The organism is Myxococcus sp. NMCA1 (assembly GCF_026810205.1).
Classification (GTDB): domain Bacteria; phylum Myxococcota; class Myxococcia; order Myxococcales; family Myxococcaceae; genus Myxococcus; species Myxococcus xanthus_A.
In genome coordinates this window covers 1,380,481-1,404,151 of record NZ_CP113950.1, presented here as the reverse complement: position 1 = coordinate 1,404,151, position 23,671 = coordinate 1,380,481, and the positions used below count along the sequence as shown (strand labels likewise).

19 protein-coding genes and 1 pseudogene are annotated in these 23,671 nt (G+C 71.1%); 13 read left to right on the top strand and 7 right to left on the bottom strand.

Going from position 1 to position 23,671, the window contains the following annotated elements; translation table 11 throughout:
• Positions 1–20 precede the first annotated feature (20 nt).
• Positions 21–1,004 (top strand): lipase, encoded by a 984-nt coding sequence (locus OZ403_RS06015; protein ID WP_237078075.1) that lies wholly within the window; start codon positions 21–23, stop codon positions 1,002–1,004.
• Positions 1,005–1,007: 3 nt separating this feature from the next.
• On the opposite strand, the gene OZ403_RS06010 is transcribed toward OZ403_RS06015, so the two are convergent.
• Positions 1,008–2,105, bottom strand: coding sequence for a peptidylprolyl isomerase (locus OZ403_RS06010; protein ID WP_268783672.1), 1,098 nt, complete (start codon positions 2,103–2,105; stop codon positions 1,008–1,010).
• Positions 2,106–2,193: 88 nt separating this feature from the next.
• The gene (locus OZ403_RS06005) at positions 2,194–3,165 is read right to left on the bottom strand and encodes a hypothetical protein (RefSeq protein ID WP_268783671.1); all 972 of its coding nucleotides are present in this window, start codon (positions 3,163–3,165) and stop codon (positions 2,194–2,196) included.
• A gap of 189 nt (positions 3,166–3,354) precedes the next feature.
• Between OZ403_RS06005 and OZ403_RS06000 the strand changes: the two are divergent.
• From OZ403_RS06000 to OZ403_RS05990, 3 genes and pseudogenes are all read left to right on the top strand, one after another.
• Positions 3,355–4,095, top strand: a pseudogene (locus tag OZ403_RS06000) (peptidylprolyl isomerase); the annotation flags it as partial.
• Positions 4,096–4,102: 7 nt separating this feature from the next.
• Entirely contained in the window at positions 4,103–4,837 is a 735-nt protein-coding gene (locus tag OZ403_RS05995; RefSeq protein ID WP_140788108.1) for an alpha/beta hydrolase, read from the top strand.
• Positions 4,838–4,840: 3 nt separating this feature from the next.
• Positions 4,841–5,254, top strand: coding sequence for a secondary thiamine-phosphate synthase enzyme YjbQ (locus tag OZ403_RS05990; protein ID WP_011551294.1), 414 nt, complete (start codon positions 4,841–4,843; stop codon positions 5,252–5,254).
• 3 nt (positions 5,255–5,257) lie between these two features.
• On the opposite strand, the gene OZ403_RS05985 is transcribed toward OZ403_RS05990, so the two are convergent.
• Complete coding sequence (locus OZ403_RS05985) at positions 5,258–6,961, bottom strand: L,D-transpeptidase family protein (protein WP_442929760.1); 1,704 nt, start codon at positions 6,959–6,961, stop codon at positions 5,258–5,260.
• Between the two features lie 639 nt (positions 6,962–7,600).
• Here OZ403_RS05985 and OZ403_RS05980 point away from each other — a divergent pair.
• From OZ403_RS05980 to OZ403_RS05970, 3 genes are read left to right on the top strand one after another with little or no spacing between them, the layout of a single operon-like run.
• Entirely contained in the window at positions 7,601–9,184 is a 1,584-nt protein-coding gene (locus OZ403_RS05980; RefSeq protein WP_140788106.1) for an SDR family NAD(P)-dependent oxidoreductase, read from the top strand.
• A 20-nt stretch (positions 9,185–9,204) separates the two neighbouring features.
• Positions 9,205–9,696, top strand: a complete 492-nt coding sequence (locus OZ403_RS05975; RefSeq protein ID WP_201799750.1) for a hypothetical protein — start codon at positions 9,205–9,207, stop codon at positions 9,694–9,696.
• Positions 9,697–9,702: 6 nt separating this feature from the next.
• On the top strand, positions 9,703–10,029 hold the full coding sequence (locus OZ403_RS05970) for a TerB family tellurite resistance protein (protein WP_140788104.1): 327 nt from the start codon (positions 9,703–9,705) through the stop codon (positions 10,027–10,029).
• A 15-nt stretch (positions 10,030–10,044) separates the two neighbouring features.
• On the opposite strand, the gene OZ403_RS05965 is transcribed toward OZ403_RS05970, so the two are convergent.
• The 3 genes from OZ403_RS05965 to OZ403_RS05955 are packed head-to-tail and all read right to left on the bottom strand — an operon-like array spanning position 10,045 to position 13,328.
• Positions 10,045–11,388, bottom strand: coding sequence for a sigma-54-dependent transcriptional regulator (locus OZ403_RS05965; RefSeq protein ID WP_090484863.1), 1,344 nt, complete (start codon positions 11,386–11,388; stop codon positions 10,045–10,047).
• A complete protein-coding gene (locus OZ403_RS05960) occupies positions 11,385–12,815 on the bottom strand; it encodes a sensor histidine kinase (RefSeq protein WP_140788102.1) in 1,431 nt (476 codons plus the stop codon). Before OZ403_RS05960 ends, OZ403_RS05965 begins: the two co-directional genes overlap by 4 nt.
• A 45-nt stretch (positions 12,816–12,860) precedes the next feature.
• On the bottom strand, positions 12,861–13,328 hold the full coding sequence (locus OZ403_RS05955) for a hypothetical protein (protein WP_268783670.1): 468 nt from the start codon (positions 13,326–13,328) through the stop codon (positions 12,861–12,863).
• 298 nt (positions 13,329–13,626) lie between these two features.
• On the opposite strand from OZ403_RS05955, the gene OZ403_RS05950 reads away from it, so the two are divergent.
• The 5 genes from OZ403_RS05950 to OZ403_RS05930 all read left to right on the top strand — a co-directional run bounded on the left by OZ403_RS05950 (position 13,627) and on the right by OZ403_RS05930 (position 21,638).
• Positions 13,627–13,860, top strand: a complete 234-nt coding sequence (locus tag OZ403_RS05950) for a hypothetical protein (protein ID WP_140788098.1) — start codon at positions 13,627–13,629, stop codon at positions 13,858–13,860.
• Positions 13,861–14,146: 286 nt separating this feature from the next.
• Positions 14,147–14,737: a GAF domain-containing protein gene (locus OZ403_RS05945; RefSeq protein WP_140788096.1), complete on the top strand. Its 591-nt coding sequence runs from the start codon at positions 14,147–14,149 to the stop codon at positions 14,735–14,737.
• 115 nt (positions 14,738–14,852) lie between these two features.
• Positions 14,853–16,706 carry a serine/threonine-protein kinase gene (locus tag OZ403_RS05940; RefSeq protein ID WP_140788094.1) on the top strand — a complete coding sequence of 618 codons (1,854 nt, stop codon included), beginning with the start codon at positions 14,853–14,855 and terminating at the stop codon, positions 16,704–16,706.
• Positions 16,707–16,791: 85 nt separating this feature from the next.
• Complete coding sequence (locus tag OZ403_RS05935) at positions 16,792–20,571, top strand: tetratricopeptide repeat protein (RefSeq protein ID WP_140853201.1); 3,780 nt, start codon at positions 16,792–16,794, stop codon at positions 20,569–20,571.
• 164 nt (positions 20,572–20,735) lie between these two features.
• Positions 20,736–21,638, top strand: a complete 903-nt coding sequence (locus OZ403_RS05930; protein WP_418763987.1) for a hypothetical protein — start codon at positions 20,736–20,738, stop codon at positions 21,636–21,638.
• A 69-nt stretch (positions 21,639–21,707) separates the two neighbouring features.
• Here OZ403_RS05930 and OZ403_RS05925 read toward each other — a convergent pair whose 3' ends face one another.
• Positions 21,708–22,823: an isoaspartyl peptidase/L-asparaginase family protein gene (locus tag OZ403_RS05925; protein ID WP_140788087.1), complete on the bottom strand. Its 1,116-nt coding sequence runs from the start codon at positions 22,821–22,823 to the stop codon at positions 21,708–21,710.
• A 166-nt stretch (positions 22,824–22,989) separates the two neighbouring features.
• On the opposite strand from OZ403_RS05925, the gene OZ403_RS05920 reads away from it, so the two are divergent.
• On the top strand, positions 22,990–23,661 hold the full coding sequence (locus OZ403_RS05920) for a type 1 glutamine amidotransferase domain-containing protein (RefSeq protein WP_140797425.1): 672 nt from the start codon (positions 22,990–22,992) through the stop codon (positions 23,659–23,661).
• The last annotated feature ends 10 nt before the right edge of the window (positions 23,662–23,671 follow it).

Below are 23,671 nucleotides of genomic sequence, written 5' to 3'. Positions count from 1 at the left end.
CCGGTACGCTGCCTCTTGAGATGACGCCGTCGCAGCCCGAAGCCCCACACGCTCCGTCCACCCACGCCGCGGCCCCGAGCGCCATCACCCGGCTCGCTCGCACGCTGCGCGGACTGCCTCCCGCCGAGCGCTGGTGGGGCCCTGGCTGCGCGGGCATGGCCGGCTGGCTGAAGCGGGCGGCGCAGTCCCTTCCCCCCGAGGACCTCACGCCCCGCTTCCATGCGCTGCTCGCGCGCGTCCGCCAGGGGCTGCCGGTGCTGCCGCAAGAGGCCCGGCGCCACCAGTACGTGCTGGTGCGCGGCATGCTGGGAGACGAGCTGCCCGGCTACCTGCTGGACAACGTGCAGCGGCTGGAGCGCCGGGGACTGAGCGTGCGCGAGGCCGCGGTGGACACCGAAGGGCTGCTCGCGGACAACGTGGCGGTGCTCCGCGAGGTGCTGCGCGACGCGGAGTACTTCGGCCGCAGCGTGGTGATGGTGGGCCACAGCAAGGGCGGCGTGGAGTGCACCGCCACGCTGGCGCTCTACCCGGAGCTGCGCCACGTGGTGCGCGCGGTGGTGACGCTCCAGGCGCCGTATGGCGGCTCATCCATCGCGCACGACCTGGCCACCACGCCCCGGCTCCGGCGGCTCATCGACTTCGCCTTCCCGCTGCTGTTCCACGGCGTGTCCCGCTCCGTGGAGGAGCTGTCCTATCCCCAGCGGCAGGCCTTCATCCAGCAGCACCCCTACCCCGCCGACATCCCCACCGTGTCGCTGGCCACCTCGCGGCTGTCGCGCACCTCCACGCTGTACCCGCTCCAGCGCTACCTGCACGAGCGCTACGGGTACCAGGCGGACGGCATGGTGACGGCGGTGGACGCGGAGGTGCCCGGCGCGCGCGTGGTGCGGTTGCACGACATGGACCACGCGGAGGCCGCGCTGCGCGGCCTGCCAGGCATGGTCCGCTACCACCCGGGCGACCTCACCGAGGTGATGGTCGCCCTGGCGTTGGAGACGCGCTGAGCCTCACGCCGCGGCGGGCGTCAGCGTCACCTTCTTCATCACGTGGTCAATGGTGGAGAAGCGCAGCGCCATCTCGTACAGGCGGCGAGCCAGCGCCTCGTCCTCCTTCACCGCCACGCCCAGCTCCTGCCGGTTGACGCCCGTGAAGTTCGCGAGGTCCTCCAGCATGGCGTCCGTCGCCGCGCGGTCCGGCTGGATGCCGTCGCGTTCGGCGATGGCTCGCAGGACCAGTGCCAACGTGATGCGGTACGCCGCATCCAGGCGGGTCAGCGGATCCTGCAGCCACCCCTCCAGCGCCTCCTGAAGCTCGTCGGGCTGGAAATCCTTGCGCTGGAGGATGGGCCGCTCGGCCTCCGCCCAGCGCCGGCGAATCTCCTCGTCCACCAGCGCGGCGGACACCTCCACCGGCGTGCGGTCCACGAGCACATCCATGACGCGCTCCTGGGTCAACCGGTCGACGTCGGCGAGCCGCTCCTGGGCCAGGTCGTCCCCCAGCTTGCGCATGACGTCCGTGATGGAGCCCATGCCCAGCCGTGACAGCAACTCCGGCGAGTCATCGTCCAGCAACTTCAGCTCTCGCGCCGCCTTCACGCTCACGAGGAAGCGGGCCGGCTGCCCCCGCAGCGCCTCCACGGGATAGGTGTCCGGCAGCGTCAGCTCGATGCCGACCGACTGGCCCACCTTCGCCCCCGCCAGTGATTCGAAGAAGCCGGGCAGCCCCGGGTCCGCCGCGACGCGCACCCACCAGTTCTCCCGGACAGAGAAGGGAATCAGCCGGTTGTTGGCGAAGCCCAGCACGTCCACGAGCACGTCGTCCTCGAGCGCCACATCCTCGCCCGGCTGACGCTCGCGGACGTCTGCGTGCTGGCGACGGAGCGCATCGAAGCGGTCCACGAGTTCCTGCTCCGTCAATGGCGCAGGCGCCACCTGGGCCACCGACACCCCCTCCAGCGAAGGAGCCTCCACCGTGGGAAGCTCCACCGGCTCGGTGCTGTCGAGCTGCAGCGCCGCCGGCATCTTCTTCATGATGCCGAGCGCATGAAGCTCGGCCAGCGAACGGGCATTCTTACGACCGCCCTGCGAATCGTCATGGGTCGTCATGGTCTCTCGCTCCGTCCCCCTCGGATAGCACAACGCTCCGGCAGGACCGAAGCCCCCCGGAGCGTTGAGATTGACGACGCGGCGCTTCCTAGAAGAAGGAGCCGATGAAGCCGGACACGGTGGAGACGGCCGCACCCACCTGGCTCACGACCGGGATGTTGGTGGCGGCGGCGATGGACCCCAGCGCCGTCACTCCCGCGGTAATCTTCTTGCCAGCCGAAGCGTTCGGGTCCGTGATGGTGTTCACGGCCGCCACGGTGTCCGCCGCGGCGATGGCGACGTTGAGGCCCGGGGTGAAGCGGCCCGCGGCACGCGCCACCGCAGTGCCACCGCCCTGCACCGCGGCGCGCGCGGCGGTGCCAGCGGTGCGGGCGGCGCCCTCGAGTCCGCGCTCGGCGACCTCGGCGGCCGCGCGGCGCACGACCTGACGCGACGCACCTTCCAGCGCGGTGTTGGCGGCGGTGGTGGCCACGCGATTGGCGGCGGCACGCGAGGCCTCCGGGGCCGCGGCGGTGAAGGCGGTGCGAGCCGCGTCGGTGGCAGCGCGGTAGTTGCTGACGTTGCCCGCGAGGTTCAAGCCGTCCCGAGCCGCCATCAGCCCCGTGGAGAGCGTGCCCGAGGCGGTGCCCACCGCCTCACGGACGTTCGCTTCGGTCGGGTTGCGGAGCGCATCGCGCACGTCACGGAACGTCTCGACGGCTCCGGTGGGAAGCTGCGCCACGTTGGCCGCGAGGCTGACGGCGCCGGCGCCGCGCGCAAGGCGGGTGTTCGCCCCTTCGACGACGGGGCCATTGCCACCCGGCAGGTTGACGGGGCCGAAGCGGCGGGGCCCGAAGGCGTCACGCACCTGCGTGGCGACAGCGGCATCCGAGACCGAGCGGAGCCCAGTGGCGGCCTGCGTCACGCGGTTGTGCGCGTCCTCGAACCGGTCGGCCTGCGCGGGACGGGCCTCCGCGCGCGCCGGAGGAGGAGGAGGAGGCGGCGGCGGCGGAGTCGGACGCGCCGTCACGGGAGGCGTCGGAACGGGACGGGGCTCGTTGCGGCGAATGGGAGGCGCCATGGGGTGTGCTCCTACAGGAATTTGATGGGCTTTTTTGAAGCGTTACCCGGATCATCGGGCTTTCTGGCGAATTGTTGCGTCCAGACTCACAGACTTTACCGATTTTCACTCCCAGTATCTGACAGATACCGGCCGATGACCCCGTAAGCCCCTGGAATCCATTGGAAAAGGGGCTAAGGTCCGCGCGCCATGCGGACCCAATTCCTAACGACTGTCCTCCTCTGCCTTACCCTCACCGCCTGCAAGGACTCCGACAAGAAGGAATCCACGGGTGGTGGTACCCCGCCCTCCGCGACGACGCCGGCGAAGCCCTCGGCGCCTTCCGCCGCCGAGGTGCCGGCCGCGGCGCCCCCCGCCGAGGCCGCCTCGGGTGAATGGACGAAGAAGGTCCAGGCGGGCCAGGACGTCTACGCCACCCTCGAAACGAACCAGGGCGCCATCGTCGTGCGCCTCTTCTCCAAGGACGCCCCCAAGACGGTGGCCAACTTCGTGGGCCTGGCCACGGGCGAGAAGGCCTGGACGGACCCGAAGACGGGCCAGCGCGTGGAAGGCAAGCCGCTGTACGACGGCGTCATCTTCCACCGGGTGATTCCGGGCTTCATGATTCAGGGCGGCGACCCCACGGGCACCGGCCGCGGCGACCCGGGCTACCGCTTCGAGGACGAGTTCCAGAGCGGCCGCACCTTCAACAAGAAGGGCCTGCTGGCCATGGCCAACGCCGGTCCCGGCACCAACGGCAGCCAGTTCTTCATCACCACCTCCACGCCGGACTACCTCAACAACCGCCACACCATCTTCGGTGAGGTGGTGTCGGGCTACGACGTGGTGGAGAAGATCGCCAACGTGCAGCGCGACCCGCGCGACAAGCCCCTGGAGCCGGTCGTCATCCAGAAGATCGCGATGAGCGACCAGGCCCCGGCCGCAGCGGGAACTGACGATGGAACGCGCCCTGCGCCACGTGGCCACACGGCTGGGGGAGCTGGACTGCCACGTCATCGACGCGCTCCCCGAGGGCGCGACGCCCGAACTGGTCGTCGTCCTCTCCCATGGCCTGGGCGCGCCCGCCACCGACCTGGTGCCCCTGGGGCCGGAGTTGATGGCGTTCCAGCCGGCGCTGGCGGACCGCGTGCGGTTCGTCTTCCCGGGCGGGCCCATGGCCTGGGCGCACGGAGGACGCGCCTGGTTCCCCCTGCCCGACGCGGTGATGCGGGGGGAGCAGCGCGACTGGGAGCAGTTCGCGCGCGACGTACCGCCGGGCATGCCCGCCGCGCGCAGGGCGCTGATGAGCACCGTGGACGCGCTCTGCGCCGCGATGAAGCTGCCCTACGGGCGCATCGTGCTGGGCGGCTTCAGTCAGGGCGGAATGGTGTCCACGGACGTGGCCCTGCGCCTGGATGAGCCGCCCGCCGGGCTGTGCATCCTCTCTGGCACGCTGACGTCGGAGCCGGAGTGGCGCACCCGCGCCCAGGGCCGCACGGGGCTGCCCGTGTTCCAGGCCCACGGGCGCTACGACCCGCTGCTGCCCCTGGGCAACGCCGAGCGACTGCGGGACATGTTCGTGGCGTCGGGCCTCACCGTGGACTTCCACGCCTACGACATGCCGCACGCCATCGTCACCGAGGAACTGGAGGCCCTGGCCGCGTTCCTCGCCGCGCGGCTGGGTGGACGCTGAGCCATGTTCCACGCGAAGGAGCTCACGGTGTCCAGCCGGGGCCGCGGCTTCACCGACATCACCGCGGACGTCCAACGCGCCGTCGCCGAGAGCGGCGCCCGCCAGGGGCTGTGCACCGTGTTCCTTCATCACACGAGCGCGTCCCTGCTGCTGTGTGAGAACGCGGACCCGGACGTGCGCCGGGATTTGGAGTCCTTCTTCTCGCGGCTGGTGAAGGACGGGGACCCGCTCTTCGTCCATGACGCGGAGGGGCCGGACGACATGCCCGCGCACGTGCGCACCGTCCTCACCCAGAATGCGCTGAACATCCCCGTGAAGGATGGCCGCGCGGACCTGGGGACGTGGCAGGGCGTCTACGTCTGGGAGCACCGGACCTCGCCGCACCGGCGCCGCGTCACCGTGTCCGTGGTGAGCTGACCGCTACGGCGCGCCCACCTGCGTCGCGGCGACCGCCACCTTGCGCGGCTTGCCCGTCGGCCGGGCCTGGCCGCGGATGCGAATCCACGAGCCCGGCGCGTCCTCCGTCGCGTGAACCATGGACCAGCCGACGGGCACCTGCGGCGCGGCCCAGGAATAGAGCGCGCGGGCGTCCTTCGGCGACAGGTTGACGCAGCCATGGCTCATGGGCTGGCCGAAGCGGTCGTGCCAATAGGCCGTGTGCAGCGCGTAGTCGTCCTGGAAGAACATGGTCCAGGGCACCGTGGCCACGCGGTAGGTGTCGTTGCCGGCGGTGCCGCTGCCCGTCATGTCGGCCTCCGCGAATTTGATCCAGATGCGGAACAGGCCCTCCGGCGTGTCCGTGCCCTGCTTCCCGGAGGAGATGAGCGTCGCGTACACCGGCCGCTCACCTTCGTAGGCCACCAGCACCTGGGCATCCAGGTCCACGTCCAGCCAGCGGGAGCCGGGCTCCACCTGGGGCGGCGCGTGTGAGAACCAGGCGACGTGCAGGTCGTCCCGCGCCACCCATTGGTCCTCCGCGATGCTCACCCAGTGGCCGTCCTCGGACAGCTCCTTCACGGCCACCATCGTGCGCGGTGGCAGCACCGTTTCGCGGGTGGCCTTCGCGTCTGGCGCTGTCCGAACCTCCACGGCGGCGGTGGGACGCGTGCGGGACTGGGCCCAGGCGAACGTCGGCGGCAGGTCGGCGATGGCCTCCGCGTTCACGCCCTCGAAGGAGGAAGGCCGGTATTCGCGCAGCACCCGCGCCTCCAGGTACTGGCCGTCGGTGGTGCGCCAATATGTCCTGCGGCGGATGCGGACCTGCCCGCGGAGCTGCACCGATACGGAGCCCTTCAGCAGCACGCCCTTTCGCCGGGCGCGCGCCAGGGCGAGGCTGGGATAGGCGCGCACGCGCTTGCCCACGACACGGGCGTAGATGCCGGGCGTCAGCTCGCCCTCGCGCAGCTTCGGGAGCTCACGCACGCGGGGCTCGCGGAAGTTGGGCTCCAGGTAGCGCTCGCAGACCCAGCCGCGCGGCTCAATCTGAATCCAAGCCTCGCAGTCCGGCCCGCGCACCGCTGTTTCGCCCTGCCAGCGCACGCGCATGTCCTGCGCCACGGTGCCCAGCGCCGGTGCCCCCTGCCGAGGCTCCTGGCGGACCACGATGGAGCGGCGCACCCGCAGCGAGCCCGCGTCCGGAGCGAAGGGCACGGCGTACGTTCCTCCGTCCTCCGCGCCGCTCACGGGCTCCAGTCCTGGGTCGACATCTTCGAGCACCAGCCCCGTGTCCTCGAGCGGCTCACCGTCCGGGCCGAGCACCAGTTCCTCGCCCGGGTGCAGCTCATCCGGGATGACCGTGAGCTGCTCGGGTGGTGGGACTTCTTCTTCGCCCGGCGTGTCCTCTTCCTCCTCGGACTGGGCAAGGTCGTCCAGGGCGGGGTCGATGGTCAGCGCCGGCACCTCGTCGCGCGCCACGGTCGCCCCGTCGTCAGGCGTGCGGCGCGGCGGAGACAGCGACGCCTCGGCCGAGCCATCAACGCCGCCGTCCGTCCCGGCATCCGCCGCGGTGCGCTGCCACGCCGCGAACAGCGCATCCGCGGCCGTGCGCCGGACATCCGCGTTCGCGCTCTGCGAGAGGGCGCTGCCGCCCGCGGAGGCGTCGGCCAGGGCAAATTGTTCCGACACGGACTCCGTGACAGCCACGGACGCCCCCAGCTCAGCAAGGAGGTGGCCTGGAGCGTTGGTATCGGCGTGAGGAGTTTGGACCTCCACGCCGTCCTCTGGCGCCCCTGCCCCGGCTCCGCCGTCGAACGCAGCGGCCCTGGATACCGACATAGATGCACTCGGTGTATCACCGCGCTCCTCCGCCACTCGGGGCGCGGGCACTCTCGCCAGGGAGGCATCGGGCGAGGTGTCCTCCGGGCCGGGAGGCGGCGTGCAGGCGATTCCAGGCAGCAGCAGAACGAGCGGAAGCCAACGGCGCATGGACCTGACACGGTACGGAGGAGCGACGGCACACTCAACGTCGTCCACGGTGCGCTCGCCTGCGTGGGGCTCCGTGTGGGTGGGCAATTCGTGCCATCGCAGCGGCCCTTGTCACATGCAGCGGAAATGACGGTCCGCAGGCCAAAGCGGCGCGCCGGTGAAGCCAGCCCCCGCGAATCACCCCGCACGCAGGCCAAGGCGGCGCGCTGGTGAAGCCAGCCCCCGGAAGCCCGCACCATCCCTGAGGCTGGCGCCCGGGTGCCCGCCTCCCCAGCCGCCGGGCCCCATCCCCCTGCCCCTCTTTCCACCCGCCCCCTTCGGAAGATATGCAGCGGGGAGATGAAGCTCGCCGAGACTGCTCCGACCCCCGCGCCCGAAGCGCTGCCGCCCCCCGCCCCCCTGTCCCTGGACGAGGTACGCCGCGTCACCCAGCTCCTGGAGGCCATCAGCGAGGACCGCTTCCTGTTGGCCGGCCTCCCCGAGGAGGACCGCATCGCCTTCCTGAGCGCCGCGGGACGCGTGCTGCACCCGGACCGCGACACCAAGTCCCGGATGGCGAAGGCGCTGCGCCGCGACCGGAAGAAGACGAAGCGCGAGCACGACCGCGCCATCCGCGCGACGACGGAGATTCGCACCCTGCGCCGCTCCGCCATCTTCACGGTGCCCGCGCTGCCGCCTCCGCCTCCCTCGGAAGCGGGACCGGAGCGCATCCTCGAGCAGCCCCGCCGCTGCTACGTCTGCAAGGCCGAGTACCGCAAGCTGCACTTCTTCTACGACGCGATGTGCATCGAGTGCGCGGACTACAACTACGCCAAGCGCACCCAGCGCGCCGACCTGAACGGGAAGGTCGCGCTCATCACCGGCGCCCGGGTGAAGATTGGCTTCCAGGCTTCGTTGATGCTGCTGCGCTCCGGCGCGCGCGTCATCGCCACCACGCGCTTCCCCAACGACGCCGCGCAGCGCTACGTCCAGGAGCCGGACTTCGCGGACTGGGCACACCGGCTGCACATCCACGGGCTCGACCTGCGGCACGCGCCCAGCGTGGAGCTCTTCGCGAAGTACATCGAGCAGACGCACGAGCGCCTGGACATCCTCATCAACAACGCCGCGCAGACGGTGCGCCGGCCCCCGGGCTTCTACGGCCACCTGCTGCCGGGAGAGATGCGCCGCGCGGACGACCTGCCGGCGGCGGCGCGCGCGCTGCTCGCGGGCCATGACGCCTGCGTCTCGACGGTGCAGCCGGCCGCCCTGGGTGCGGGCAAAGCGGGGGGCTCGGAGCTGGCCACCACCTGGCGCAGCAACGACCCGGCGCTGGGCATCCACTCCTCCGCCGCGCTGTCCATGCTGCCCTACGCCCTGGAACAGGAGGGCGACGTGCGCGCCATCTTCCCCCAGGGCCGGCTGGACGCGGACCTGCAGCAGGTGGACCTGCGGGACATGAACTCGTGGCGGCTGCGGCTCGCCGAGGTCCAGACGGCGGAGATGCTGGAGGTCCACCTCATCAACGCGGTGGCGCCCTTCATCCTCGTCGGGAAGCTGAAGCCGCTGATGCTCAGGGACCGCTCGTCCCCCGGCCACGTGGTGAACGTCTCCGCGATGGAGGGCAGCTTCTCGCGCGGGACGAAGACGGACAAACACCCGCACACCAACATGGCGAAGGCGGCGCTCAACATGATGACGCTGACCTCCGCGCCGGACTACGCCCGCGACAACATCTACATGAACGCCGTGGACACCGGCTGGGTCACCGACGAGGACCCCGCGCAGCACGCGGAGCGCAAGGTGCAGGAGCTGGACTTCCAGCCACCGCTGGACATCGTCGACGGGGCGGCGCGGGTGGTGGACCCCATCATCGCCTCGGAGAACAGCGGCGAGTACGTCTGGGGCAACTTCTTCAAGGACTACCGTCACACCGCGTGGTGACACGCGGACCGGGGGGCGTCATGGCAACTCGCAGTCTCCGCTTCGAATCGTACGTCGAGGTCACCCCCGCTGAAGCCTGGGCGTGGGTGACGTCGATGAAGGGCATCTCCACGGAGATGCACCCGTACCTGCGGATGACGGCGCCCCCGGGCGTGACGGGGCTCGAGGACGTACCCTTCGAGCCGGGCCAACCGCTGTTCCGCAGCAAGCTGCTGCTGGGCGGCGTGCTGCCGGTGGGCTGGTCCGACCTGACGCTGCGCGAGCTGGAGCCGGGACGCCGCTTCGTCGAGGAGTCCCCCATGAGCGCGATGCGTCAGTGGCGGCACGAGCGCCGCATCGTCGAGACACACGCCGGCGTCGACATCATCGACCAGCTCGACTTCGAGCCCCGCTTCGGCGGCCGGCTGGCGGAGGCCTTCATCCGGCGCCTCTTCGAGCACCGCCACTCGGTGCTTCGCCGCGCGCTGACGCCGTCAATAGGTGGACGGGCGTCCCAGGAAAAGCCAGCCTAGCGGGACATGAGCCCCGAAGAACAATTCCACGTCGAAGTCCTCAAGCTGCTGCTCCAGGTCGCCACCGTCGACGGCCGCGTCGCGCACTCCGAGATTGGGCACATCCTGGACACCGCGCGAGGCATGAGCGTGCCCCTGCCGGAGCTGGCCGCGCTGACGCGCTGTCTGCGGAACAACGAGCCCCTGCCTCCGCCGAACATGGGCATCCTGCGCACCAACCCCTCCGCCGTCATCCGGGAGGCGAAGGCGCTCATCGCCAGCGACGGCAGCGTGCACGCGGCCGAAATCGAGATGCTGCGGCAGATTCGGGAGCTGCTCGGCGTCATCAACTGACGTGCGCCGCGCGCGCTACGACTCGGCCTCTGGGGCCTCCAGCAGCTTGTAGAGCGTCTTGCGGTCCACATCGAGCAGGCGCGCCGCCTCGCTCTTGTTGCCGCCTACGTGCTGGAGCACCTGCGCGGCGTAGCGGCGGGACAGCTCGGCCAGACTCGGCATGTCGCCCGCCAGGCCCGCCATCTTCGGGGTGGACGCATCCCCGATGGGCTCCGGGAAGTCCTGGGGCCCCAGGACGCCCGTCACGTTGAGCGCCAGCGCCCGCGCCACCACGTTCTCCAGCTGCCGCACGTTGCCCGGCCAGTCGTAGGCCGCCAGGCGCGCGTTCGCCTCCGGCGTCACCACCGGCCGCACCCCGCCGCGCGCATGACGCCCGGCGAAGTGCTCCACCAGCGCGGGGATGTCCTCGCTCCGCTCCCGCAGCGGCGGCAGGTGCAGGTGCACCACGTCCAGGCGGTACAGCAAGTCCTCGCGGAAGAGGCCTTCCGCCACCCGCGCCTTGAGGTCCTTGTTCGTCGCCGCCACCACGCGCACGTCCACCTTGACGGGGACACTCTCACCCACGCGGCGGATTTCGCCCTCCTGCAACACGCGCAGGAGCTGCGACTGCACCTTCATGCCAACGTCGCCAATCTCATCCAGGAAGAGCGTGCCGCCGCTGGCCTCCTCGAAGACGCCTCGCCGCGCGCCGGACGCGCCGGTGAAGCTGCCCTTCGCGTGGCCGAACAGTTCGCTCTCCATCAGCGACTCCGTAATCGCGCCGCAGTCCACGGGGATGAAGGGCCCGTTCATGCGCGGCGAGCGCTTGTGCAGCGCGCGCGCCACCATCTCCTTCCCCGTGCCCGTCTCGCCCGTAATCAGCACCGGCACGTTGCTGGCCGCCGCGCGCGCCACGTGCTTGTACACCTCCAGCAACGCCGGGCTACGGCCCACAAGCATCAGCGAACCGCGCTCCACCTGCTGGCGCAACGAGCGGTTCTCCTCCACCAGCCGCTTCTGCTCCAGCGCCCGGCGCGCCACGCGCAGAATCGCGTCCACGTCGAAGGGCTTCGCCAGGTAGTCGAAGGCGCCCTGCTGGATGCTGTCCAGCGCGCCCTCGATGTTGCCGAAGGCCGTCACCACCACCACGGGCGTGTCCGGCAGCTGCGCCTTCACCTCATGGAGCACCTTCAGCCCGTCGCCCGGCTCGGGCATGGCCATGTCCGTGAGGACCAGATCAAAGGCGCCCTCCGCGATGCGCTCGGTGGCGCGCCGCGGGTCCGGGGCCTGCGTCACCGCCCCCAGCGGCCCCAACAAGCGCTGGAGCAAATCGCGGGCCTGCGGGTCATCATCCACGACGAGGATGCGGGCTGAGCTCATGTGCCGACCTTGCGCATTCCGGCGGAAGCAGTCGTTGCCTGAGAACCGCTGGTGGCCGCCGCCGGGCGCACCACGCGGGGGAAGCGCACCACCACGTGCGTTCCCTTTCCTTCTTCCGAGCGCACCACCAGCGTGCCGCCGTGCGCCTCCACCACGCGCTTGGTGGTGACCAGTCCCAGTCCGTGGCCCGGCAGCCCGCGCACCTCGGGCGCGCGGAAGAAGGGCTGGAACAGCGAGGCCAGGGTGCCCGGCGCCATGCCGATGCCGTTGTCCACGACCTCCAGCACGGCCATGCCGTCCTCGGTGGCCACGCGCACCTTCACACGGGGGTCGGGCCGACCCTCCGAGTACTTCACCGCGTTGGTGAGCAGGTTGCGCGCGCTCACCTGCAACAGCTGCCCGGGGCAGTCCACCGCCACGCCGGGCTCCAGCTCGCGCTCCAGCGCCACGCCCTGCGCCGCCGCCGTCTGCGCCACCTCCAACAGCACGGTGGTGACGGCCGTATCCAGCTCACCCACCGTGCTCTCGCCGCGCGTACCGGCGCGGCAGAAGCGCAGCAACGCCTCGATGAGCTCGCCCATGCGAACAGCACTGGACTCACACTGCGCCAGCATCTCCAGCGCGCCCGCGTCGTTCACCGCGCCGGTACGGCGGATGAGCGTCAGGTACCCCTTGAGCGGCGCGAGCGGGGAGATGAGGTCGTGCGCCACGCGCCGCGTGAAGGCGTCCAGTTCCTGGTTGTGCCGGCCCAGTTCCTCCAGCTGGCCCTGGATGATGGCCTCCTGGCGCTTGAGCAGCGAGGTGACGCGCCAGCCCACCAGCGACGACAGGAGGATGGCCAGCAGCGTGGCGCCCGCGCCCAGGGCGGTGTTGCGCACGCGCAGGTCCTCCAACCGGTTCACCAGCCTGCGTGCCTCGGCCGCGTTCTCCTCCTCCAGCGCGCCGCCCAGCGCGTCCAGCTCCGCCGCCAGGGGGCGGATGCGCTCGGCCAGGTGGCGCCGGGCCCGCTCCGCCTCGCGGCGCTGCGAGAAGATGGCCGCCGCGCGCACCTGGTCCGCCAACCCCTGGCACGCGGCGTTGAAGCGGTACCACAGCGCCTTCTCGCCCTGCGGGAGGTTGCGTGTGTACGCCTCCGACGAGGCGCGGATGTCCGCCAGGATCTGCTCCATCACCGCGTCCGCGGCGCGGCGCTCGGCGTCACCGGTGGCGCGGACATGCGCCTCGATGGCGGCCTCCAGCGACAACGCGTCCACGCGGATGCGGCCAATGGAGCCGGCCCGCTCCAGCGCCTCCTGTACCAACCCGTCCACCTGGCTGCCCGTGCGGACCTCCGTCCACAACGTGAAAGCGGTGACGGCCGACAGCAGGACGACCACGAAGAAGAAGCCGGCCCGGTAGCCGCGGATGGGGATGCGGGAGCTCGCCACGCCGTTCCTCTATCACGGGGCCGGCGCCGCGCGTCCGGCGGGACGTCAGGGCACCGTCGGGGCGACATTCCCGGCCGCCGGGAGGGCAGCCGGCTGGGGCGGATTGTTCAACCGCCGCCGTGCACGCTCCAGCGCGGACTCGTACCAGACGTCCGACAGCTCCTCGTGCATCTCCTTCAACTCCTTCAGCTCGTTGACCTCGCGCTCCAGCGCCAGCAGCTGGGTGTTGTGCTCCTCCAGCGCATGCCGGTCCGCCTCGGTGCGCACCAGCTCCTCCAACAGCGCCGCGCGCCCCTGCTCCGCTTCCGCGCGCTCCAGCCGCACCCGCTCCAGCGCGGACTCCAGCTGGGCCATGCGCAGCGCGAACGCCTCGACGCGCTCCCGCTCCGCCTCGTACTCGCGACGCCACCGGTCCGACTCGAGGACCTGGGCCTCCAGTCGCTCGAGCGGAATACCCGTCGCGCAACCCGTACCCAGGACGGCCAACGCTGTCGCGAAACAGAGGAACCGCATGGACCATCTCTCCCACACCATGACCGCGCGACATGCGCGGCGAAGGCGCTGGGCCGACACCCTGCAACCAGATGACGCGTGCAGCTTGCTCAAGTGCTCCGTCATCGTCAAAGCAGCAACTGCCTGTCTGGGGAGCCTGCCCCCATTGTCGGAGCTCCAACTGCGGAGTTTCTCCCCAAGGACATCCACGCCAGACACCTGCTCTCCCTCTGACAACGCCGCTGGCACGCCGCCTGCTCAAGCCCTCGTTCGCTGGGACGGCGCAATCTCGCGTCGTCGTTCGTCAACGGAGCTTTTCATGAAGACCGTGTTCGCCGCCGCCCTCCTCGCCGCCGCCACCGCGTTCGCCAACACTCCGGCCCCCGCCGCCGAAGCCAAGCCCGCCGCCGTCGAAGCTGCGCCCGAGGCCGCCGAGGCCCCCCAGGCCGAAGAGGCGAAGGCCGAGGCGGCCCCCGAGGCCAAGCCCGCCAAGAAGGCCAAGAAGCCGGCGAAGAAGGCCGCCAAGTCCACGACGGCCACCGAGGCCAACTAGTCAAGCTTTACGGCTTTTATGCCGACGCGCGGGGGTACCTCTTCCAAGGGAGGTACCCCCGTTGCTTTTGCGGGTCTATAAGAACCCGCCTTGCCTCGACTTCTGAGACGCCCTCTCGAAACGCCTATCGAGGTCCGAGAAAACCCATCCGGGTCGGGATTTTCACACCCCCGTCAATCCGTCCAGTGAACGTGAGATTTGACAGAAACAGAAGAATCCTGCTTAATACGACTTCAGGGAATCACTGACCGTCCCGGACAGGGATGGAACTCAAACGAGCGCACCAATGATCGAAGCCTTCTCGAAGGTGTCGGAAGCCTCGAAGCTGCTGCTGGAGAAGGGCCTGGGCCCGAGCACCGGCATGGAGGCGCTGAGCATGGTGGGCCACGCGCTGGGCGTGGACCGCGCGTACATCCTGGAAAACCGCGTGCAGGGCACGTACGGCCGGTTCATCACCGACATGCGCTACGCCTGGGCGGAGCCGCCCACGCCGTCGCCGCTGGCCAACCCGGTGATGCGGGCCTTCTCCTTCCGCGAGTTCGCGCCGGGCTGGGTGGACATGCTGGAGGCCGGCATGGTGGTGGCGTGCCCCACCCGTGACGCGCCCCCGATGATGAAGGACTTGTTGGAGCGCCAGGGAACGCAGTCCATCCTCCTGTGCCCCATCAACCCCTCCCGGCAGCAGTGGTGGGGCATGGTGGCCTTCGAGGACTGCCGCCGTCCCCGCGCCTGGAAGCCGGAGGAAGTGACGCTGCTCAAGTCCCTGGGGCGCGCGGTGGCGGCGTCCGTCCGACATGGGCAGATGCGCTCCTCCCTGGACCAGGTCCGCAACAGCCTGCGCCAGGCGGTGAGCCGCACCCCGGTGTCCGGACTCTGAACGGAAGGCGGGCGGGGCGCCTGGCGGCTTGCCGGGGGGCAATGCCGACCCGTGCACGAGCGGACATTTCCAGCGCCGGGTTTCTGCTACCCTGGCCGCCCCTTCGCTCACCGCCATGTCCTCAATCGACCCCACCGCGATCAGCCGTCCGCGCTCTCCGGACATCATCAGCGGCTACCACCTCGACAAGCTTGTCGGCAGCGGAGGCATGGGGGAGGTCCACAAGGCCACCCAGCTCTCGCTAGGCCGCACGGTGGCGGTGAAGCTCCTCAATCCCGAGCTGGCGAAGGACCCGTCCTTCATCGCGCGCTTCCAGAAGGAAGCCGCCGCGCTCGCGGCCCTGAGCCATCCCCACATCGTCTCCATCGTCGACAAGGGGAAGACGGACACCACGTACTACCTGGTGATGGAGTTCGTGGACGGCCCGTCGCTGCGGGAGCTGATTCGCGAGCCGCACCTGGACGTCGTGGGCGCGCTGCGGCGCATGCTGCAGATCTGCCGCGCCATCGAGTACGCGCACGGTCGCGGCGTCATCCACCGGGACCTGAAGCCGGAGAACATCCTGCTGGACCAGCAGGCCGGCGGCATCGCCAAGGTGTCGGACTTCGGCCTGGCGTCCTTCCTGGATGATGCCAGCCCCTCCTCGCGCTACGCGCTCACGTCCACGCACGTGTCCATGGGCACGCTGTCGTACATGGCGCCCGAGCAGCGCGTGGACGCGAAGAGCGCGGACGCGCGCGCGGACATCTTCTCGCTGGGCGTCATCCTCTACGAGTGGCTCACGGGCGAGGTGCCGCTGGGCACCTTCGACCCGCCGTCGCGGCGCAAGCCGGGGCTGGACTCGCGGCTGGACGCCATCGTCACGCGCTGCCTCAAGCCGGACCCGGAGGACCGCTACCCCTCCGTCACCTCGCTCATCGCGGACCTGGAGCTGCTCGTCCCGGGCAGCCTGCCGTCCCTGGCGCCGGTGAAGCTGACGCACCTCCAGCGTGTCCGCCAGGGCGTGCGCAAGGTGGTGCGCATGGCCCTGCAGGCCGCGGCCGTGCTGCTGGTGATGGCGGCGCTGGCCGTGCTGGGCCGGGAGTGGCTGCGCAGCGGGGAGAAGCCCGTGCCGCCGCAGCCCGGCGCCGCGCTGAACGCGGACCTGGGTCCGCCCTCGCCCCGGTCCATGCCGGGCCGGCTGGAGACGGGCTCCGAGAAGCGCACGGTGTCGGTGGGTGACGGCCCGGACGCGCCGTCGCTCCTGGTCGCCGGACGGCCGGTGGAGGCGGAGGAGAAGGCCATCATCTTCCCGCCCGTGGAGGAGCGCTCGCAGTCGCGCGTGGGCCGTGCCCGCGTGGACGTGGTGGGGCTGGACGGCGACATCGCCGTGCTCAGCGCCCGCGTGCGCGCGGACGCGCCGCCGGACACCTGGAAGCGCCGCGGCTACGTCATGCTCTACGGGCCGTCGCTGCAGGCCCCCTCGGCCGCGCTGCTGCTGCAGGGCAGCACGGGCCGCTACGTGGCGCTCATCCACGACGGCGCGGGCGCGCCGCTGCGGCTCGAATGGGCCCTGGGCGAGCGCCGCGGCACCATGCTGGGCCTGGCGTCGCCGGAGGGCGAGGCCGCGCTGGAGCTGCGGGTGGACGCGGACGGCGTCATGCAGGGCTACGTCGGCAAGGGCAAGGACCAGCGGGCCATTGGCGAGCCGCTCAACCTGGGCCCGGGCTGGATGGAGCACTTCGGGGACGCGCCCGTGCCCGCCTTCGGCTGCATCGAAGGCACCTGCCGCGCGGAGGGCTTCCTCTACACCGTGCGGCGCGCGCCGCCCCCGGGGACGACGGCGCCCGTGCCCGACGTGCCGGTGACGAAGGCCGTGGTCGCCGCGGTGCCGGCCAAGGCGGTGCCCGCCAAGCGGCCTCCTCCGCCTCCTCCCCCGAAGAAGCAGCCCGCCAAGGCCCCCGCGAAGAGCCCCCCCAAGCGGCGGTAGAGCGTCCGGCAGCACGCGTCCCGGACATTCCCGCGCAGGGGAATATGGCCACGGCCGAGGGATTGCACTATCCCTGGCTCCTCCTATGCGCACCATTCGACTCGGCTTCGCCGCGCTCGCACTCGTCACGGCCCTCACGGGCTGCCACCGTTCCACTTCCACGGCGACACCGCGCGTCCTCGAATCCGCCGCGGAGCAGGCGCAGAAGGGCACCCAACAGGCCCGCACGCTCGCGTTCGCGGGCTTCCACGCCCTGCTCGTCGCGGGTGACGCCACGCTGGCGCAACAGCGCTTCGATGACGCCATTGCCCGCGACGCGGGAGACGTCTACGCGCTGGCCGGTCAGTCGCTGATGGCACGCCGCGCGGGCCGTCCCGACCGCGCCCTGTCGGCGTCACTGGAGATGGTGGCGCGCGCGCCCACGCACCCGCTGGCGGCCGTCGCGGCGCGCCACGTGTTGGATTCGGTGGGCACGTCGCGGGCGCTGGACGACGACATCCTCCGCGGCGTGGAGCGAGCGCTGGCGGCGGGCGCGACGGGCGAGGCCGCCTATCTGATGCGCGGCGCGCGGATGTCGGTGGCCGTGGTGCGCGGCGACGCGGAGGCCCGCGACGCGGCGATGCGGCAACTGGGCGGGGTGAGCGAAGTCTCGCTGGTGGGGCCCTTCTCGCCCTTCCACGTGCTGGCCTGGGACGAGAGCACGCCCGTGAGCCAGAGTGGCTCGCTTGCGGGCCCCTTCACCGGCGCCTTCGGTCCGCTGCCGGTGCGCACGGTGCGCGCCCCTGACGGACGGATGGACCTGACGGGCGAGCCCGGCCAGGGCGACCTCTACGTCCAGGCCTTCGACGCGGACGTGACGGAGCCGGGCCTCTACGTGGCCCGCACCGTGAGCGGCACCTCGCATCAGGTGCTGATGGACGGGGCTCCGCTGATGGAGCGCCGGGCCTGGGAGCGCGCCACCTCCACCGTCACCGCGCGCGCCGTGCAGCTGCCCGCGGGCAAGCACCGCTTCGTCGTGCGTCAGCTCAAGGGCGGCACCTCCGGCCTGCTCACCTTCGCCCTGCTGCGCGTGGACGGGCGTCCGTCCGGCGTGCGCTTCAGCACGGCCACCGGCGCGGCGCCGCAGGCCTGGGGCAGCAAGGCTGAGTTCTCCGACGAGACGCCCGGTGTGTTCCCCACCACGGAGGGATTGAAGACGGCCCTGCACGAGGAGGCCGGTGAGCTGCTGGCCGTCGTGCTGGCGGTGCGGGACGGCCTGCAGCGGGACGCGGACGGCGCGCGGCGGCTGATGGCCTCGGTGGACGCCAACACCCCGGCCCTGCTGTGGCTGCGCGCGGAGGTAGCGTCCGCGGACCGCACCGTGCCGTCCAAGGTGGCGCGCGGCCGGGCCACGCGTGACCTGGAGTCCGTGCTGGCCAAGGACCCGGGCAACGTGGCGGCGCTGCTGCTGCGCGCGGAGCTCTTCCTCGACGAGGGCCAGCCCACCTCCGCCATGGACATGCTGAAGACGGCGTCCGAGGTGGCCCAGCCCGCCGGCCACCCGGTGTTCATGCTGCGCGCCCGCGCCGCGCTGGCGCTGGAAGTGGAAGCCCTGGCGGAGGAGTCACTCGCCGCGGCGCTGGAGGCCCAGCCCGGCCTGTGCGAGGCGCTGACGCTCCAGTACAGCCTGGCCCGCCGCCGTGACGCGGCGGAGCGGAGCGACACGCTGGCGGCGTCCCTGAATGGCTGCCCCGGGACGGTGGTGCGCCAGGCCGAGCACGCGCGCACGCGCGGCGACATGGAGACGGCGACGAAGCTGTACAGCGAGCTCCAGGCCCGCGACCCCAGCAGCATCAGCCTGGCCAACACGCTGGCCAACCTCTACGTGTCCAAGCGCCGCTTCGACGACGCCACCGCGGTGCTCCAGAAGCTGGCGACCGTGTGGCCTCGCAACGCGGAGCTGGTGAAGCGCATGGCGGACGTGCGCGAGTACGCGGGCCAGCCGGCCGAGGCGCTCAAGCTGCGCGAGAAGGCGCTGGCGATGGCGGGCGACGACCTGACGCTGCGCCGCACGGAGGAGCGCGCGAGGACGGGCCGCGAGCTGCTGCAGGCGTACGCCGTGGACGGACGTGAGGCCATCCGCGCCTACGAGGCGGAGCCCGTCAGCGGCGGCAGCGCGGCGGCCTTCGTGCTGGATGCGGCGGCGGTGCGCGTGTACCCCGACGGCAGCATCGTCAACCGCATCCACACCGTGCAGAAGGCGCTGGAGCAGTCGGGCGTGCAGGAGATCGCCGAGGTGAATGTGCCGCGCGGCGCGCAGGTGCTGGCGCTGCGCACGTTGAAGGCGGACGGCCGGGTGCTGGAGCCGGAGAACATCGAAGGCAAGGACACGGTGAGCCTGCCCGGCGTGGCCGTGGGTGACTACGTGGAGGTGGAGTACCTGCTCGCGGAGCCTCCGCGCGGCCCCGCGCAGCCGGGCTTCACGGCGTCCGCCTTCTACTTCCAGATTGCGAACCAGCCCAACGCCTGGGTGACGTACACGGTGGTGGCGCCCAAGGGCGTGGGAATGAAGGTGGACGCCCACGGGATGAAGGTGCCGGAGCCCAAGGTGGACGGCGACCTGGAGGTGTTCCACTTCGAGACGCGCCGCGTGCCGCCGTTCATCCCGGAGCCGGACGCGCCCCCCTCCGCCAACGAGTACCTGCCCTTCGTCATCGTGGGCGCGGGTGACACGGGCAACGAGAGCCTGGTGAAGCTCTACGGCGATGCCTTCCTGGAGCGCTGGCTGCGCACGGCGGAAGTGGACGCCTTCGCGCGCAAGGCGGCGGAGGGCAAGTCCGGCCTGGACGCGGTGAAGGCGTTGCACGCGGCGGTGATGCAGCGCTTCTCCGGCCGGGACGCGAGCCTGAGCCAGACGGCGGCGTCCACGGTGGCCCAGGACCGGGGCAGCCGGCTGACGGTGATGAAGGCCGGCCTGGACGCGCTGGGCATCCCCTCGCGGGTGGTGGCGGTGCGGACCTTCAACACCGACCCGTCGGCCTACACCTTCCCCCAGGACGCGCTGCTGCCGTACGCGGCGCTGCGCGTGGAGGTGCCCGGCACCGAGCCAGTGTGGGTGGACACGTCCGTGCGCTACGGCCCCTTCGGCGAGCTGCCGGAGCTGGCCATGGGCGAGCGGGAGGCGTGGCTGCTGCCCGAGCCCGGCCGCCCGTTGCAGAAGGTGCAGACGCCGCCCCTGAAGGAAACCCCCGGCAAGGAAGTGAAGCTGGCGCTGAAGCTCGCCGAGGATGGAACGCTCAGCGGGCAGGGCGAGGAGACGTACTCCGGCTTCGAGGCGGCGCAGATTGCCGAGGCCTTCAACCAGCTGTCGGCGGAGAGCCGCAACCAGGCGCTGCAGGGGGCGGTGGCGCGGTATTTCGGCGGCGCATCGCTGTCGAGCGTGAAGCTGGAGAACCAGGAGCAGGTGGGCGCGCCCTTCGTGCTGCGCTACGAGTTCACCGTGCCTCGCTTCGGGCGGATGGAGGGCGGTCAGCGGATGGCGCTGGGGCCCCTCACCTTCCCCGCGCAGCTGGGCCGGCGGTTCGTGCAGCTGAGCACGCGCCGCACCCCGCTCTACATCGACACCACCGAGGCCAGCCGCACGCAGGTGACGCTGTCCATGCCCAAGGGCTGGAAGCTCGCCGACCCCCAGGCCTCGCTGGAGGCGAACAACGCCTTCGGCCGTTTCACCCGGTCCGAGAAGCAGGACGGCTCGACGCTCAGCGTCACCGAGTCGCTGCGCGTGCCGCGCAACCGCGTCATGCCCGGCCAGTACGAGCTGTTCTCCGGGTTTACCGGAGACGTGGACCTCATCCAGACGCGGGAGCTGGTCCTGGTGAAGCCCTAGCCGGGGGATGAATAAAGCCGGACGGCACCGCGTCTTTTTTCTACACCGGCCCCGCACTGGGGGACTCCCAGGGGGCCGGTGGCAGAATCTGTCTGGTAACCCACGGAGATGACGCGATGACTCCTCGATGGTGGGCTTGTCTGGTGACCTTGCTGGCGGCGCCCATGGTTCACGCGCAGACCGCGCCGGTCCCCGCGTCAGAGCCTGGATATTCCGAATACGCGTACGACGACACGGAGTTCGAGGACGAGGACACGGCGCCCATGGCGCCCTACGCCCCGCCCCAGCTCCCCGCCGAGAACCCCTCCGGCCGGCCCTTCGCCGGCGCCGTCTGGGCCTCCGGCCACTGGTACTGGGACGGCGACGAGTGGCGCTTCAACGCCGGCACCTGGCTGGCGCCCATGGACGGCTACCGGTTCATCAACGGCTACTGGGAGCCGGACGGCCGGATGTGGCGGTGGGTGTCCGGGGGCTGGGCCCGGCATGACTCCCCGGTGGTGGAGATTCCCATCGCCGTGGCGAGCGAGGAGCTGACCACGCAGCAGGCGCCTCCGCCGCTCCGCGTCGAGCGCGCGCCGGCACCGCCAGCCCCCTCCTACGTCTGGACGCCCGGCTACTGGTACTGGGCCGGCGCCAACTACGTGTGGGTGGACGGCATGTGGGCCGCCCCGCCCCGTCCTGGGCTCGTCTACGTGTCGTCCCGGTGGGTGCGCCGCGGGCCGTCCTGGTACTTCTCCGCTGGCGGCTGGGCTTCCCGGGGCTCGGTGCGTGTCACGGTGCCCGTCTACCGCCACGCGCACGTCACCGTGGCGCGCCGGCACCCGCACTACTTCACGCACTCCTGGCGCCGCTACCCGGCGGTGCGCCACCACGCCTACCACCCCGGGAACCACTACCGGCATGGCCCCAGCCCGGTGCGTCAGCACTACCGTGGCAACAACGGCAATCGCTGGGGCAATGGCAACTACCACCGGGCGTCGCCCGGCGGGAACGGGGGCGGGGGACATCACCGCCGCGATGGGGGACATCGCGGCCGCGATGGGGGACATCGCGGCGGCCGGGACTGACGCCTCACGGCGCGCTCAGGGAGGCAGCCCCACCCCGAGCGCGTCCCGGATGGTGGCCGCCGTGCGCTGCTACTTCGCGCCAGCGGCCTCCGCCGCATCCCGGAAGATGGCCACGACGGGCTTGCCGTCCTCGCCCACGTAGCCGCGGTACATACCGGCGGAGTTGAAGGGCATGGCCACATTGCCGTCGCGGTCCATCGCGATGACGCCGCCCTCACCGCCGGCCTTCACCAGCACGTCGTTGATGACGACGTCGGCGGCCTCCGGCAACGGCACGTCCTGGTATTCCACGCGGGCGCAGATGTCGCGCGCCACGGTGTAGCGGATGAAGAACTCACCATGACCGGTGGCGGACACGGCGCAGCGCGCGTCCGCGTACGTTCCCGCGCCGATGATGGGCGAGTCCCCCACGCGGCCGTAGCGCTTGTTCGTCATGCCCCCCGTGGACGTGGCCGCGGCGAGCGCGCCCGTCTGGTCCAGGGCCACCGCGCCCACGGTGCCGAACTTGTGGTCCCCGCTCACCGGGTCATACCCCGCCGGCAGAGAGGAGGACGGCTGCCGCGAGCGCTCCTTCTCCAGCGCGCGCTGGAGGCCCTGCCAGCGGTCCTCTGTGTAGAAGTACTTCGGGTCCACCAACTCCACGCCCTGCGACTTCGCGAAGGCTTCGGCGCCCTCTCCCACCATCATCACGTGCGGCGACTGCTCCATGACGAGCCGCGCCAGCGAGATGGGATTCTTCACGTGCCGCAAGCCCGCCACGGCGCCCGCTTTGCGCGTCGTGCCGTCCATGATGGCGGCATCCAGCTCGTTGACGCCGTCGTGCGTGAAGACGGCGCCCTTGCCCGCGTTGAAATACGGAGAGTCCTCCAGGATGCGGACCGCGGCGCTCACGGCGTCCAGCGCGGAGCCGCCGCCGGCCAGCACCGCGTGTCCCGCCTGGAGGGACTGGGTCAGCGCGGCGCGGACCTCCGCCTCGCGCTCTGGGGAAAGATTCTCCCGGGAGATGACGCCCGCGCCGCCGTGGATGACCAGCCCCCACTTCGGCTTGGGCGCGGGCGCGTCATGCGAGGCCGGCTGCTCGCTGTCAGTGCGAGCAACCCCGGTACTTGCGCAGCCCAGGGGAGAAAGCAGCATCACGGCACCCACGACGAGAGCACGGCGGAGGGGAACGGAAGCGGCGGACATTCGAAGACCTCCAGAACACTCCGTCGGTAACACGCCCTCCGAGGAGGCACAACGCGGGGCCTGGAAAGCCAGGGCTGCCCTGCCCGCCTCCCCCGGCATGCGCGTGTCACGCGGGAATGCACAGTGTCGAGACGACAGACCGTTCAGACACAGCGAGGTGTGCGCGATGAAGAAGCTGAGAGGGTTGCGAGTGGCCGTGCTCGCGGCGGATGGCTTCGAACAGGTGGAGCTGACAGCGCCAGTGAAGAAGCTGAAGCGTCAGGGCGCCGAGGTGACGATTGTGTCCCCCCACAAGGGCCGCATCCGCGGGATGAACCTCCTGGTTCCGGGGAAGAAAATCTCCGTGGACGCGTCCCTGCGCGAGGTGAAGGCGGCGGACTTCGACGCGGTCCTCTTGCCTGGAGGTTTCGTGAACCCGGACCTGCTGCGGCAAAGCGCGCTCGCCCTGGACTTCGTGCGGGACGCCGACGCGCTGGACCTGCCCATGGCCGTCATCTGTCATGGACCGTGGGTCCTGATTTCGGCGGGACTCGTGGAGGAACGGGCGCTGGCCGCGTGGCCGGGCATCCGCGACGACGTGCGCAACGCGGGCGGCCGCTGGGTGGATGAACCGGTGATGCGCGATGGCAACTGGGTCTCCAGCCCGGGACCGCGACAGATGTTCGCGTTCATCAAGGGCATGGTGGAGCTCTTCGCGGAGAAGATGCCGGAGGTCTCCGCGCGCGCGCCCATGGTGCCCGTGCGCCAGGCAGCGCCTTCCCTGTGGCCGAAGCTGCTCGCGGGAACGCTGGCCACCGCGGCGCTCGGATTGGGCGCGCGGCGGCTGGCCCTGCGCTGAGACGTCACCG

Coding starts and splice junctions, on each gene's coding strand:
- OZ403_RS06015 (WP_237078075.1), top strand. CDS start 21: ATGACGCCGTCGCAGCCCGAAGCCCCACACGCTCCGTCCACCCACGCC.
- OZ403_RS06010 (WP_268783672.1), bottom strand. CDS start 2,105: ATGACGACCCATGACGATTCGCAGGGCGGTCGTAAGAATGCCCGTTCG.
- OZ403_RS06005 (WP_268783671.1), bottom strand. CDS start 3,165: ATGGCGCCTCCCATTCGCCGCAACGAGCCCCGTCCCGTTCCGACGCCT.
- OZ403_RS05995 (WP_140788108.1), top strand. CDS start 4,103: ATGGAACGCGCCCTGCGCCACGTGGCCACACGGCTGGGGGAGCTGGAC.
- OZ403_RS05990 (WP_011551294.1), top strand. CDS start 4,841: ATGTTCCACGCGAAGGAGCTCACGGTGTCCAGCCGGGGCCGCGGCTTC.
- OZ403_RS05980 (WP_140788106.1), top strand. CDS start 7,601: ATGAAGCTCGCCGAGACTGCTCCGACCCCCGCGCCCGAAGCGCTGCCG.
- OZ403_RS05975 (WP_201799750.1), top strand. CDS start 9,205: ATGGCAACTCGCAGTCTCCGCTTCGAATCGTACGTCGAGGTCACCCCC.
- OZ403_RS05970 (WP_140788104.1), top strand. CDS start 9,703: ATGAGCCCCGAAGAACAATTCCACGTCGAAGTCCTCAAGCTGCTGCTC.
- OZ403_RS05965 (WP_090484863.1), bottom strand. CDS start 11,388: ATGAGCTCAGCCCGCATCCTCGTCGTGGATGATGACCCGCAGGCCCGC.
- OZ403_RS05955 (WP_268783670.1), bottom strand. CDS start 13,328: ATGCGGTTCCTCTGTTTCGCGACAGCGTTGGCCGTCCTGGGTACGGGT.
- OZ403_RS05950 (WP_140788098.1), top strand. CDS start 13,627: ATGAAGACCGTGTTCGCCGCCGCCCTCCTCGCCGCCGCCACCGCGTTC.
- OZ403_RS05945 (WP_140788096.1), top strand. CDS start 14,147: ATGATCGAAGCCTTCTCGAAGGTGTCGGAAGCCTCGAAGCTGCTGCTG.
- OZ403_RS05940 (WP_140788094.1), top strand. CDS start 14,853: ATGTCCTCAATCGACCCCACCGCGATCAGCCGTCCGCGCTCTCCGGAC.
- OZ403_RS05935 (WP_140853201.1), top strand. CDS start 16,792: ATGCGCACCATTCGACTCGGCTTCGCCGCGCTCGCACTCGTCACGGCC.
- OZ403_RS05930 (WP_418763987.1), top strand. CDS start 20,736: ATGGTTCACGCGCAGACCGCGCCGGTCCCCGCGTCAGAGCCTGGATAT.
- OZ403_RS05925 (WP_140788087.1), bottom strand. CDS start 22,823: ATGTCCGCCGCTTCCGTTCCCCTCCGCCGTGCTCTCGTCGTGGGTGCC.
- OZ403_RS05920 (WP_140797425.1), top strand. CDS start 22,990: ATGAAGAAGCTGAGAGGGTTGCGAGTGGCCGTGCTCGCGGCGGATGGC.